Annotated in this window: 12 protein-coding genes; 10 read left to right on the forward strand and 2 right to left on the reverse strand. The window is 67.7% G+C overall.

Annotated elements, in window-relative coordinates; all coding sequences use genetic code 11:
* Positions 1 to 114: 114 nt before the first annotated feature.
* Entirely contained in the window at positions 115 to 639 is a 525-nt protein-coding gene (locus GIW57_RS22925) for a GNAT family N-acetyltransferase (RefSeq protein WP_236513020.1), read from the forward strand.
* Positions 640 to 712: 73 nt separating this feature from the next.
* Here the strand turns inward: GIW57_RS22925 and GIW57_RS22930 are convergent, their stop codons facing one another.
* The gene (locus GIW57_RS22930; RefSeq protein ID WP_100554314.1) at positions 713 to 1,366 is read right to left on the reverse strand and encodes a DUF480 domain-containing protein; all 654 of its coding nucleotides are present in this window, start codon (positions 1,364 to 1,366) and stop codon (positions 713 to 715) included.
* A gap of 100 nt (positions 1,367 to 1,466) precedes the next feature.
* Here GIW57_RS22930 and GIW57_RS22935 point away from each other — a divergent pair, with 100 nt between their 5' ends.
* The 6 genes from GIW57_RS22935 to GIW57_RS22960 all read left to right on the forward strand — a co-directional run bounded on the left by GIW57_RS22935 (position 1,467) and on the right by GIW57_RS22960 (position 8,412).
* Positions 1,467 to 2,387, forward strand: a complete 921-nt coding sequence (locus GIW57_RS22935) for a 5'-nucleotidase, lipoprotein e(P4) family (protein ID WP_100461749.1) — start codon at positions 1,467 to 1,469, stop codon at positions 2,385 to 2,387.
* Positions 2,384 to 3,109, forward strand: coding sequence for an orotidine-5'-phosphate decarboxylase (gene pyrF / locus GIW57_RS22940; RefSeq protein WP_100461750.1), 726 nt, complete (start codon positions 2,384 to 2,386; stop codon positions 3,107 to 3,109). The genes GIW57_RS22935 and pyrF overlap by 4 nt, the downstream gene beginning before the upstream one ends.
* Positions 3,110 to 3,328: 219 nt before the next feature.
* Positions 3,329 to 4,153 carry a serine protease gene (locus GIW57_RS22945; RefSeq protein ID WP_100461751.1) on the forward strand — a complete coding sequence of 275 codons (825 nt, stop codon included), beginning with the start codon at positions 3,329 to 3,331 and terminating at the stop codon, positions 4,151 to 4,153.
* Between the two features lie 316 nt (positions 4,154 to 4,469).
* Positions 4,470 to 5,423 (forward strand): hypothetical protein, encoded by a 954-nt coding sequence (locus GIW57_RS22950; RefSeq protein ID WP_236513022.1) that lies wholly within the window; start codon positions 4,470 to 4,472, stop codon positions 5,421 to 5,423.
* Entirely contained in the window at positions 5,423 to 8,059 is a 2,637-nt protein-coding gene (gene plsB / locus GIW57_RS22955) for a glycerol-3-phosphate 1-O-acyltransferase PlsB (RefSeq protein WP_100461753.1), read from the forward strand. Before GIW57_RS22950 ends, plsB begins: the two co-directional genes overlap by 1 nt.
* Positions 8,056 to 8,412 (forward strand): hypothetical protein, encoded by a 357-nt coding sequence (locus GIW57_RS22960; RefSeq protein ID WP_100461754.1) that lies wholly within the window; start codon positions 8,056 to 8,058, stop codon positions 8,410 to 8,412. Before plsB ends, GIW57_RS22960 begins: the two co-directional genes overlap by 4 nt.
* Before the next feature lie 250 nt (positions 8,413 to 8,662).
* On the opposite strand, the gene GIW57_RS22965 is transcribed toward GIW57_RS22960, so the two are convergent.
* Positions 8,663 to 8,866 carry a YdcH family protein gene (locus GIW57_RS22965; RefSeq protein WP_032978412.1) on the reverse strand — a complete coding sequence of 68 codons (204 nt, stop codon included), beginning with the start codon at positions 8,864 to 8,866 and terminating at the stop codon, positions 8,663 to 8,665.
* Between the two features lie 90 nt (positions 8,867 to 8,956).
* Here GIW57_RS22965 and ttcA point away from each other — a divergent pair, with 90 nt between their 5' ends.
* Genes ttcA through GIW57_RS22980 form a run of 3 tightly spaced genes read left to right on the forward strand, consistent with a single transcriptional unit; the run spans position 8,957 to position 11,634 of the window.
* On the forward strand, positions 8,957 to 9,853 hold the full coding sequence (gene ttcA / locus GIW57_RS22970; protein WP_236513024.1) for a tRNA 2-thiocytidine(32) synthetase TtcA: 897 nt from the start codon (positions 8,957 to 8,959) through the stop codon (positions 9,851 to 9,853).
* Between the two features lie 36 nt (positions 9,854 to 9,889).
* Positions 9,890 to 10,795: a recombination-associated protein RdgC gene (locus GIW57_RS22975; protein WP_089241793.1), complete on the forward strand. Its 906-nt coding sequence runs from the start codon at positions 9,890 to 9,892 to the stop codon at positions 10,793 to 10,795.
* Between the two features lie 59 nt (positions 10,796 to 10,854).
* The gene (locus GIW57_RS22980) at positions 10,855 to 11,634 is read left to right on the forward strand and encodes a SprT family zinc-dependent metalloprotease (protein WP_100461756.1); all 780 of its coding nucleotides are present in this window, start codon (positions 10,855 to 10,857) and stop codon (positions 11,632 to 11,634) included.
* Positions 11,635 to 11,907: the final 273 nt, after the last annotated feature.

Genomic DNA, 11,907 nt, shown 5'->3' on the forward strand with positions numbered 1-11,907 from the left:
CCCGCCCGGCTCCTGACAGGTTCCGTGTGCGCCGGCCACGGAAAAGAAAAAAGAAAATCAAAATCAACAGCCGGGCGTTGAGGCAGAATCGGGGTTTCGGCTGGAGGTCTGCGCGTGCATCCCATTGAAAGCGAACGCCTGCGTCTGCGGGCCATTGAACCGGACCGCGATGCGGCACCGATGCTGGCGCTGCTCAACGATCCGGGCTTCGTGCGTTTCATCGGTGACCGCAACGTGCGCGACGAAGAGCAGGCGCGCGAGTACATCGCCCTGCGGGTGCTGCACAGCTATGCGTTGAATGGCTTCGGCATGTATGCGATCGAGCGGCTGTCCGATGGCGCCTGGCTGGGCAACGCCGGGCTGGTGCGCCGTGATGGGTTGCCGGGACCGGACGTCGGTTATGCGGTGCTGTCGGAATTCGCCGGGCAGGGCTATGCCGGCGAGGCGGCGCGGGCGGTGTTCAATCACGCACGCACGGTGCTGGGCCTGCAGGACCTGTACGGCATCACCGACCTGGACCACGTGGTGTCCGGGAAGATCCTGCTGGGCCTGGGCATGCAGGAACGCGGGGTGATCCAGTTGCCGGGCATCGACAGCCCCAGCCGCCTATACGCCACGCTCGGCGCGGCCGAGGTTTGATCGTGGTGGGCGCCGACCGTTGGTCGGCACGACAGAGTGCCACCGTGCCGACCAACGGTCGGCACCCACCGCCTCAGCCGCCGCGCAGTTCCGCCAGCTGGGCCTGCAGTTCGGCCACGGCCGCTTCCAGCTGGGCCACGCGCTCAGCCAGGCCGGGATCGGCCGACTCGGCACCGCCGCCACTGCTGGCGTACTTCGCTGCCAACGCCGCGCCGTCCACTTCACCGCACAGCAGGTGCATGTAGCGGTCTTCGCGCTGGCCGCTGGCGCGCGGCAGCACCACCAGCAGCGCACGCTGCTGCAGGCGCTCGATGGCGTGGCGGGCTTCGTCGGCATCGGCGAAGCGGTGCAGGCGCTCGGCACGGGTGACCAGCTCGCCCAGGGTCTGCGGCCCGCGCAGCAGCAACAGGGCCAGCAGCACGGTCTGCTGCCGGGTCAGGTCCAGCGCGCTCTGCAGGCGGTGCTCGTAGCGGTCGGCGCGCGAGGAGAAGTGCTGGCGGGCCAGGCCCAGTGTTTCCAGCTGGCGCAGCGCATGCTCCACGCTGCCGGCGCTTACGTTCATCACCGGCTCGCGGGCGGTCTTCTGGTTGGCGGCCGATTGCGCGGCGTTGACCGTCAGCGGGTAGGTGTCCGGGGTGGTGGCTTCCTTCTCCACCAGGCAGCCCAGCAGGCGCGCCTGTACGGCATCCAGCAGCGGAACGTCGGGGGTCTGGGCAGGGTCGGTCATGGCGGCTTCCGGAAGACAACAGGTCAACCACCAAGCATAGCCGTCCCGGCGGCGCCTTTGCCGGTAAAATGGGCCGGTATATCTGATTGCCGGTGAATCCATGCGTCGTCCCGTTTCCTTGTCCCTGACCCTGCTCGCCACCGCGGCGCTGGGCCTGTCCGCCTGCAAGCGCGTGGAAGCGCCTGCCGAAGCCGCCACCCCGCAAGCGCCGGCCGCTGCCGCCAAGGCAGACGGTGCGCTCGACGCGACCGCCAACGACAACCTCAACGCCGTGCTGTGGATGCAGCGCGCGCAGGAATACAAGGCGATCACCGAGCAGACCTACCGCGCGGCCGCCGACCACCTGGACGTCGCGCTGAAGGAAGCCCACTGGGATGCGCTGGTGCCGGAAGAGCGCGGCAACGAGGCCAAGGGCCTGAAGCCGGCCGTGGTGCTGGACGTGGATGAGACCGTGCTGGACAACTCGCCCTACCAGGCGCGCCTGGTGCGTGACGGCAAGGAATACGACGAACTCAGCTGGGACCAGTGGGTTGCCGAAAAGAAGGCCAAGGCCATTCCCGGCGTGGTCGACTTCGCCAAGGCCGCCAACGCCAAGGGCGTGACCCTGCTGTACATCTCCAACCGTGCCGTACACCTGAAGGACGCGACCCTGGCCAACCTGCGCGAGCAGGGCCTGCCGGTGGCCGATGACAGCGTGTTCCTCGGTCTGGGTACCGTGGTCGAAGGCTGCGAGCAGGCCGGCAGCGAGAAGAACTGCCGCCGCCGCCTGGCCGGCCAGAAGTACCGCGTGCTGATGCAGTTCGGCGACCAGCTGGGTGACTTCGTGGAAGTGACCGCCAACACCAATGACGGCCGCGACGCGCTGCTGCAGCAGTATCACGACTGGTTCGGCGAGCGCTGGTGGATGCTGCCGAACCCGACCTACGGCGGCTTCGAGCCGGCGCAGTTCAACAACGATTACTCGCAGCCGCGCCAGGCCCGTCATGACGCCAAGCGCGCCGCGCTGGACTACGCGCCGTGAGCCGCGCCCCGCTGCCGCTGCGTGACGACGAGCGTCTGATCTTCGCGCTGGACGTGCCTGACCGCGTGCAGGCGCTGGAGTGGGTCGACCGCCTTGGCGACAGCGTGGCGTTCTACAAGATCGGCATGGAACTGCTCGCTTCCGGCGAGTACTTCCAGGTGCTGGACGAGCTGGCACGTCGCGACAAGCGCGTGTTCGTCGACCTCAAGTTCTTCGACATTCCGGCCACCGCCGCAGCGGTGATCAAGCGCCTGGCGCAGTGGCCGGTCAGCTACGCCACCATCCACGGCTGGCACCCGGCGATGATGGAGGCCTGTGCGGCCGCCAACAGCGGCGACATGCGCCTGCTGGCAGTGACCGTGCTGACCTCGATGGGCCGCCCGGACCTGGCACAGATGGGCATCGACCGCGAGCCGGTGGAGGTTGTGGTCGAACGCGCGCTGGCCGCACAGGCTGCGGGCATCGACGGTGTGATCGCTTCCGGCCAGGAAGCGGGTCCGATCCGTGCCGCGACCGGCGCCGGTTTCTCGATCGTCTGCCCGGGCATCCGTCCGGGTGGCCCGGTCGGCGATGACCAGAAGCGCACCGTGGGGGTGGCGCAGGCGTTTGCCGATGGCGCCGATGCCATCGTGGTCGGCCGTCCGATCCGCCTGGCGTCCGATCCGCAGGCCGCAGCACGGGCGATCCAGCAGGAAATCGCGACGGCTCTGGCCGCGCGCTGAGCCACGCTCCGACGACGGTCACGCCGGTACCACGAACGCCATCCCGCCGAATGCGGGGTGGCGTTCGCATTTGCGTCTGTTGCCCTGACGCACCCGACCCCAGCCCGGGAAACTGTGCGCCACATCGCGCCGCGCGGGTGGAGCGACCTCTATCACTCGGTGCACCAGCACGGACCGCGGCCGTGCCGGTTCCAACCATCGATAGAGGAATACACGGATATGTATCGCAGCACCTCTTTGCTGTTCGGCAGCCTGTTGGCCGCCGCCATCGTCTTTCCCGCTGCGGCGGCACCCCAGCCCCGCGAAGCGCCGCGCATCATCGGTGGCGAGGCTGCCAGGCCCGGTGACTACCCGTTCATGGTCAGCATCCAGCGCCTGTCGTACGGCGACAGTGACCACGGTCGCCACTGGTGTGGCGGCACGCTGATTTCCCCCTCATGGGTGCTGACGGCCTCGCACTGCGTGGAGGGTGATCGCCCCGGTGATCTCGCCGTGCTGGGCGGCGTCACTGCGCTGTCCACCGAACCGTCGGCACGCGCATCCAACGTCACGGCCATCCACGTGCATCCGGCGTTCAACAGCGGCAATTCGCTGGAGCATGACGTCGCCTTGATCCACCTGAGTGCGCCGTTGGCCGATGCGCAGCCGGTGGCGCTGCGGTTGCGGCCCGATGCCAGCTATCTCAAGCCAGGCAGGCAGTTCACGGTGATCGGCTGGGGCGACACCGATATCACCGACGGGCGCCTCTATCCCACCCAGCTGCAGACGGTGCAGACCCCGTTCGTGCCCTTCACCGAGTGCCAGCAGGCGTATGCGGGCGAGCTGGCACGCGGCAAGGTCATCTGCGCAGGACGCGAGGGGATCGACAGCTGCCAGGGCGATTCCGGCGGTCCGCTGCTGCTGCGCCTGCGCGAGGGCTGGACCCAGTTCGGTGTCGTCAGCTGGGGCGAAGGCTGCGCGCTGGCCGGCTACCCCGGCGTTTATGCCCGAATCGCCGAAAAACATGCCGTAGATTTCATAGAAGCGGTCTGGAAACGCGATTGATTCAATAAAATCAATGGGTTGAATGATGTTTTGTCATGTGTTGCGTTAACTTTGCGGGCAGCGTAGGATCGCCGCCATCCGGTCTTCGGGCCGGACATGCGCCACAACACTGTCCACCGGCCTTGCGCCGGTTTGAAGAGTCTGCGATCCCTGTGATCCGGGCTCTTTTTTTTATCCGCCCGCTGTGGGGAGGCCCGTCGGCACATGGCGTGAATCCCCCGCGCAGCGCAGGCCATGGCAGAAACCGTGACGCCCCGGCTTGCCGCTGTCACGTCGCAGGCCGCAAGATGCGGACCGGTCCGGGGAGTCCGATTGCATGAGCGTTGTAGTGCGAGGAAGGTCTGCACGGGGATGGGGGCTGGCGGCCATGCTGCTGCTGGCCATCGCCGCGTGCCGTGAATCCGGCAGCGATCCGGCCGCCGCGCCGGCCGAGCCTGTCACCGCGGTACAGGCGATGGCGCAACGGCTGGCCGAGGACGACCTGGTCGGCTACGCAAAGCTGTCGGTGCCGCCCAGCCAGTACCAGCGCCTGCAGCAGGCCTGGGCCGATGGCCACAGCCAGTGGCCGCTGACCGGACTGCCGCTCGGCGACCAGCTGTTGCCGATGCTGGCGGCGCTGCGCGAGCCCGGCGCCAGCGCGCAGCTGCAGCGCAGTTTCGACCGCCAGCTGGCCGGCCAGGCCCGCGCCGTGCGCCAGGCCGCGCAGTCGATGGGCAACTTCGGCGTGCAGTACCTGCGGCACCAGAAGGGCTATACGCCCGGCCAGCAGGCGCACTACATCCAGCTGGTGCAGACGCTGGCGGCCTGGGCCCAGGACGCACCCATCAGCGACCGCGCCAGAGCCCGCAGCAGCATCGCTGCGCTCGTTGGTGCCGCGGCCGAGGTCGGTTTCCAGGACGACGCCGGTCTGCAGGCAGCTGGCATGGAAGGCAGCCTGCAGCAGCTGGCGCCGTTCATCCATACGGTGAAGGCCGTGCTGGCCAGCTATGGCCTGGGCGTGGACGAGGCGCTGCGCAGCGTGCGTGGTGAGCTGCTGTCGGTGGAGGGCGACAACGCCCTGGTGCGCCTGCAGTACGAGCTTGCCGGCCGCGCGATGACCGTGCAGGTGCCGCTGAGCCGGCGCGAGGGCCACTGGTACCTGACCCGCACCCTGGCCGATACCGACGCCCTGTTGCGCCAGGCAGATGCGGCGCGCGCGGCCGCCGCGCCAGAGCCTGTGCCCGCCCCCGCAACCGATGGGGAAGCGGCAACGCCATCGGCTAAGCCATAATGACGTCGATGTCGAAACAGAACCCGCTGCCGTTCCCCGGCGAAGAATCCCAGCAGACGCCCGCCGACACGGCGCCGGTGTCCCCCTCGACCGACGCCGGCACGCCGCCGGCGGCGACGCCCGTGCACGCGCGTCCTGCCGGCCGCCGCCCGCTGTGGGCGCGCCTGCTCGGGCGTCTGGTGGAACCCTGGCTGTCGCTGAAGATCGAGCCGGAAGACCCGGGCCAGTACAACGATGGCCGCCCGGTCATGTACGTGCTGGAAGACTACGGCCTGTCCAACGCGCTGATCCTGGACAAGGCCTGCCGCCAGGCCGGCCTGCCGTCGCCGCTGGTGCCGCTGGCCGGTGACCCCACCGGCCGCAAGCGCGCCTACCTGGCCCTGTCGCGCCGCAGCTCCAGCAACTCGCTGATTCCCGAGCAGCGCGGCGCCAAGACCCATTCCGATTCGCTGGCCAAGGTCCTGCAGGCCCATCGCGTGCGCGATGACCTGGATGTGCACCTGGTGCCGGTATCGATCTTCGTCGGCCGCGCCCCGGACAAGCAGAGCGGCTGGTTCGCCGTGCTGTTCTCGGAAAACTGGGCGCTGGTCGGCCGTTTCCGCCGCCTGCTCGGCCTGCTGCTGAACGGCCGCAACACCATCGTCCGCTTCGCACCGCCGATCTCGCTGCGCTCGACCATCGACGAGGGCCTGGAGCCCGAGCGTACGGTGCGCAAGCTGCAGCGCGTGCTGCGTACCCATTTCCGCCGCATCCGCGAGTCGGTGATCGGTCCTGACCTGTCGACCCGGCGCCTGCTGGTGGACCAGGTGCTGGCCGCCGAGACGGTGCGCGAAGCGATCGCCTCCCAGGCCAAGCGCGACAACAGCAAAACCAGCGATGCCTGGAAGAAGGCGCACGCCTACGCCTGGGAAATCGCCGCGGACTATTCCAGCCCGGTGGTGCGCTCGGCAAGCTTCATGCTCAGCCACGTGTGGAACCGCATCTACGCCGGCGTGCTGGTGCACCATCTGGACAAGTTCAAGGCCGCCGCGCCGGGCCACGAAGTGGTCTATGTGCCCAGCCACCGCAGCCACATGGACTACCTGCTGCTGTCCTACCTGCTGTACGACCGTGGCATCGTGCCGCCGCACATCGTCGCCGGCATCAACCTGAACCTGCCGGTGGTCGGCACCCTGCTGCGCAAGGGCGGTGCGTTCTTCATCCGCCGCTCGATCCGTGGCAACGCGCTGTACTCGGCGGTGCTCAGCGAGTACGTGGCGCAGCTGGTCGCAGGCGGCTACTCCATCGAATACTTCGTCGAGGGTGGGCGCTCGCGTACCGGCCGCCTGCTGCAGCCCAAGGGCGGCATGATCTCGATGACCCTGCGCGCGTTCCTGCGCCAGCCGCGCAAGCCGGTGCTGTTCCAGCCCATCTACATCGGCTACGAGAAGCTGATGGAGGGCGGCAGCTACCTGGATGAACTGTCCGGGCGGCCGAAGGAAAAGGAATCGATCTGGCAGCTGCTGTGGGGCATCCCCAAGGTGCTCAAGCAGAACTACGGCCAGGTGGTGGTGAACTTCGGCGAACCGATCGCGCTGAACGATGTGCTGGCCGAGAAGGCCCCGGAGTGGGGTGGCGAGGCGGTGTCCGAGGACGAGAAGCCCTCGTGGCTGTCGACCACCGTCGACACCCTGGCCGAGCGCATCCAGGTGCGCATCAACGGCGCGGCCGACGTCAATCCGATCAACCTGCTGGCGCTGGCCCTGCTGTCCACGCCCAAGCACGCGATGGGCGAGGCCGACCTGATCGCGCAGATCGAACTGTGCAAGACCCTGCTGGTGGAGATGCCGTATTCGGGCCGGGTGACGGTGACCCCGCACTCGCCGGAGCGGATCATCGCCCACGCCGAAGAGATCAACGTTCTTACCCGCATCAAGCACCCGCTGGGCGACGTGCTCAGCGTCAGCGGCGATACCGCGGTGCTGCTGAGCTACTTCCGCAACAACGTGGTGCACCTGTTCACCGCGTCGTCGTGGGTGGCCTGCTGCTTCCAGAACAATCGCCGCATGAGCCGCACCGGCCTGGTGCAGCTGGGCCGCACGGTGTACCCGTTCCTGCAGGCCGAGCTGTTCCTGCCGTGGACCGAGGACGAGTTCGCCCAGCGTATCGACCAGACCATCGACGTATTCGTGCGTGAGGGCCTGCTGCAGAACGTCAACGAAGACGACGGCGGCATCCTCGCGCGCAACACCGGGCAGACCGACGAAGTGTTCCGCCTGCGTGCAATCGGCCATTCGCTGCAGCAGGCGTTCGAGCGCTATTACATCGCCATTTCGGTGCTGGTGAAGAACGGCCCGGGCACGCTCGGCGCCGCCGAGCTGGAAAGCCTGTGCCAGCAGGCCGCGCAGCGCCTGAGCCTGCTCTATGCGCCGGCCGCGCCGGAGTTCTTCGACAAGTCGCTGTTCCGCGGGTTCATCCAGAAGCTGCGCGAGCTGCGCCTGGTGTGGCCGGACGAGAACAGCAAGCTGCTGTTCGACGAGCGCCTGGATGCCTGGGCCAAGGATGCCAAGTTCATCCTCGGCCGCGAGCTGCGCCACACCATCGAACGGGTCAGCCCGGAAGCCGCGCGCCCGGACGAACCGGCACCGCAGGATTGAACCTGCGGCGCCTGTCGGGCCTGGCCGCGTTGATCGCGGCCGCAGGCCTTGCGGCTGCTTCGGTGCAGGCTGCAGAGGTCTGCGTGGACGATAACCTGCCCGGGCGGCTGGCCGATGCGCCGGTGCGCCTGTGCCTGCAAGCAGAGGCCGGACAACCGGCGCGCTACCGTCTGTGGCTGGCTGGCGAGGTGCGCATCAGTGGTGATGAACCCGCCGCTCGGCAGGGTCTTGGCGGGGACTGGTACGGCCATCCGCTGGGGCTGCGCTGTGCCGGTGCCGGCAACATGCGCCGCTGCCACCTGACCGTGGACGGCGAAGCGGCATGGAGTGCTGAGCTGGCGCTGCCGCGTTGATGCGGGGCCCCATCCACGCATGGCGTGGATCTACTGGATGTCCCGGCATGGCGTGGATCCATGGATTGCCGGATCGCGTCATCCACGCATGGCGTTGATCTACCGGATGTCCCGGCATGGCGTGCATCCATGTGTTGGCGGCCGTGCCATCCACGCATGGCGTGGATCCACAGATTGTCGGGTCGTTACCGGACTTCGGGCCGGGCACGGGCCTGCAGTAGATCCACGCCATGCGTGGATGGGCCACCGGTTACGCCGGCTCGTCCGGAATCTGCAGGCTTTCCAGCTTGGTGATGCAGTCCTTCAACTGCAGCTTGCGCCGCTTCAGGCGCTTGAACTCCAGCTCATCCTCGCCGTTGGCGGCCATGCGCGCGATCTGTTCATCCAGCGACCGGTGCTCGGCGCGCAGGGCGACGAGGTGTTCGACGATTTCGGCGGGGTTGTAGGTGTCCACGGTCTCCGAGCATACACAGCGACGATGACTGCCGGGAGAGGGGAATCCCGACCCCGGGTCCGGGCTGCCGCAAGCCGGTAGAATGGCGCCATGTCCGCCGTGATCTCCCTGCCCGATCCCCCGCAGCGCGTTTCGCGCGACCCGCGCGTGGCCGGGCACGGGGCGGACAAGCTGGGCAAGCGCCTGCGCCGCCAGGTCGGCCAGGCCATCGCCGACTTCGGCATGATCGAAGCAGGCGACAAGGTCATGGTCTGCCTGTCCGGCGGCAAGGACAGCTACACCCTGCTGGACCTGCTGCTGCAGCTGCAGAAAAAGGCGCCGGTGCCGTTCGAGCTGGTAGCGGTGAACCTGGACCAGAAACAGCCCGGTTTCCCCGAGCACGTCCTGCCGGAGTACCTGGCCGGGCTGGGCGTGCCGTACCAGATCATCGAGCAGGACACGTATTCGGTGGTCAGCCGGGTCATCCCGGAAGGCCGGACGATGTGTTCGCTGTGCTCGCGCCTGCGCCGGGGCGCGCTGTACAACCACGCCAAGGTGCACGGCTTCAGCAAGATCGCCCTGGGCCATCATTGCGATGACGTGGTGGCCACGTTTTTCCTGAACCTGTTCCACCATGCCAAGCTGGCCGCCATGCCACCTAAGCTGCTCAGCGACGATGGACAGCACGTGGTGATCCGCCCGCTGGCGTACGTGCGCGAGCACGACATCGCCCAGTACGCGCAGGCCCGCCGCTTCCCGATCATTCCCTGCACCCTGTGCGGCAGCCAGGAAAACCTGCAGCGTCGGCAGGTCGGCCTGATGCTCAAGCAGTGGGACCAGGATCATCCCGGGCGCATCGAACAGATCGCACGTGCGATGGCCGACGTGCGACCTGCGCAGCTGGCCGATGCCGCCCTGTTCGATTTCATGGCCCTGGGCCGCCGTGGCGATGCGGCGCATGCCGATGCCTGGCTGGCCGACGCAGTTCCCGAGACGCCTGCCGTTTAAGGTCGGGCGCCCTTCTTCTTCAGACACCGGAATTCCATGTTCTTTCGCAACCTGACGTTCTTCCGCTTCCCGACCTCCACTGATTTTTCCGAAGTCGATACCCTGCTGCCGCACGCCCTGCTCAAGCCGGTCGGCGCGCTGGAAATGAACTCGCGTGGTTTCATCTCGCCGTTCGGCCGCGAAGAGAAGGAAGCCCTCTCGCACCGCATTGCCGAACACCTGTGGCTGACCGTCGGTGGCGAGGACAAGATCCTGCCCGGCGCGGTGGTCAACGACCTGCTCGAGCGCAAGCTGGAAGAGATCGAAGAGAAGGAAGGCCGCCGCCCCGGTGGCCGCGAGCGCAAGCGCATGAAGGACGACCTGCTGCATGAACTGCTGCCGCGCGCCTTCGTGAAGTCCTCGCGCAACGACGCTTTCATCGACCAGTTGCACGGCTACGTGGTGGTGGACACCTCCAGCCGCAAGACCGGCGAATACTTCATGTCCGACATCCGGGGCCTGCTCGGCAGCTTCCCGGCGATGCCGCTGAATGCTGAAGTCGCGCCGCGTTCGATCCTGACCGGCTGGATCGCCGGCGAGCCCCTGCCCACCGGCTTCAGCCTGGGTGAGGAGTGCGAGATGAAGGATCCGGTGGAAGGCGGCGCGGTGGTCAAGTGCCAGCACCAGGAACTGCGCTGCGACGAGATCGACAAGCACCTGGACGCCGGCAAGCAGGTGACCAAGCTGGCCCTGGTGTTCGAGGACAACCTGTCCTTCGTGCTGGGCGACGACCTGATCGTGCGCAAGCTGAAGTTCCTGGACGGCGCGCTGGACCAGCTGGAGCACGCGGACGAAGACGGCCGCCGTGCCGAGTTCGACGCCCGCTTCGCCCTGCAGAGTGCGGAGATCCGTCGCCTGTTCCTGCTGCTTGAAGAAGCCTTCAAGCTCAGCAAGGCTGACTGAACAGGCAGGCCGTCGGCCGCCGGTCATCCGGCGGCCCCGCACGGCGCTATGCTGGGACCATGAGCCGTCTGCTGCGCCGCCTGATCTCGCCGGTCCCTGCCGCCACCGTACAGCGCGACACCGTTCGCCTGCGGCTGGAGGATGTCGAGATCGAAGTACTGCGTGTGCGCGATCCGCGCGCGCGCCGGATCAAGCTCAGCGTCGATGAGCGCGGTGCACGACTGACACTGCCGCCACGCGCCAGCCTGGTGATGGGCGAGCGCTTCCTCGAACAGCATCGCGAGTGGCTGGGCCTGCAGCTGCGCGTTTACCAGGGACACGGCCTGCCCGCCGCGTTGCAGCCTGGCGTCGACGGTGTGCTGCCGCTGCGCGGCGACCTGTTGCCGCTGCGCTGGCAGGAAGGCCGCTATGCACGACTGGAAATCGACGAGCACGGTGCCTGCGTGCAATGGCCGAGCCGTGGCGGCGATGCCACGCTGCGCCGCCTGCTGCGCGAGTTCTACGAAGCACAGACCCGCGCCGATGTCGGCCGCTGGCTGCCGAAGTACCTGCCCGGCCTGCCGCGCGCGCCCAGCCGCCTGCGCTTGAAGGTGATGTCCTCGCAATGGGGCTCGCTGGCCCCCGACGGCAGCATGGCGTTGGATCTGGCCCTGGTACTGGGCAGCCCCGCCGCGTTCGAGTACGTGCTGGTGCACGAACTCTGCCACCTGATCCAGGCCAACCACTCGCCGGCTTTCTGGCACGAAGTGGAACAACGCTTCCCCGACTGGCGTGCACAGCGCGACTATTTCCAGCTGGAAGGGCGACGCCTCAAGGCCATGCTCCGGCAACTGCTGTAGCGCAGTGCTTTTGTAGTGCCGAGCCATGCTCGGCTATCGCGCGCGGCGCGGATGTTCAGCCACCGCGACCAAGAGCAGCCGAGCATGGCTCGGCACTACAAAAGCGCGCACAGCGCGCGACCCGCTTCTGCTCCTGCTCTTCTTTTTCTCTTCCGTGGCTGGACGCGCGCGGAAACTGTCTGAGGTCGGGCGGGTGGGTCATGCAGGGGCGTTGGCGCCATGGATGGCGCCATCGAGCTTACATGGATGTACTTGCAGCGTCCCCTGCATGGC

This window comes from Stenotrophomonas sp. PA-6-5C (assembly GCF_021605635.1).
GTDB classification, from domain to species: Bacteria; Pseudomonadota; Gammaproteobacteria; order Xanthomonadales; family Xanthomonadaceae; genus Stenotrophomonas; species Stenotrophomonas lactitubi.

Bases quoted from the DNA above. Each gene is read 5' to 3' on its own strand.
- GIW57_RS22930 (WP_100554314.1), bottom strand. From the start codon at position 1,366: ATGACCGACCCTGCCCAGACCCCCGACGTTCCGCTGCTGGATGCCGTA.
- GIW57_RS22935 (WP_100461749.1), top strand. From the start codon at position 1,467: ATGCGTCGTCCCGTTTCCTTGTCCCTGACCCTGCTCGCCACCGCGGCG.
- GIW57_RS22945 (WP_100461751.1), top strand. From the start codon at position 3,329: ATGTATCGCAGCACCTCTTTGCTGTTCGGCAGCCTGTTGGCCGCCGCC.
- GIW57_RS22950 (WP_236513022.1), top strand. From the start codon at position 4,470: ATGAGCGTTGTAGTGCGAGGAAGGTCTGCACGGGGATGGGGGCTGGCG.
- plsB (WP_100461753.1), top strand. From the start codon at position 5,423: ATGACGTCGATGTCGAAACAGAACCCGCTGCCGTTCCCCGGCGAAGAA.
- ttcA (WP_236513024.1), top strand. From the start codon at position 8,957: ATGTCCGCCGTGATCTCCCTGCCCGATCCCCCGCAGCGCGTTTCGCGC.
- GIW57_RS22975 (WP_089241793.1), top strand. From the start codon at position 9,890: ATGTTCTTTCGCAACCTGACGTTCTTCCGCTTCCCGACCTCCACTGAT.
- GIW57_RS22980 (WP_100461756.1), top strand. From the start codon at position 10,855: ATGAGCCGTCTGCTGCGCCGCCTGATCTCGCCGGTCCCTGCCGCCACC.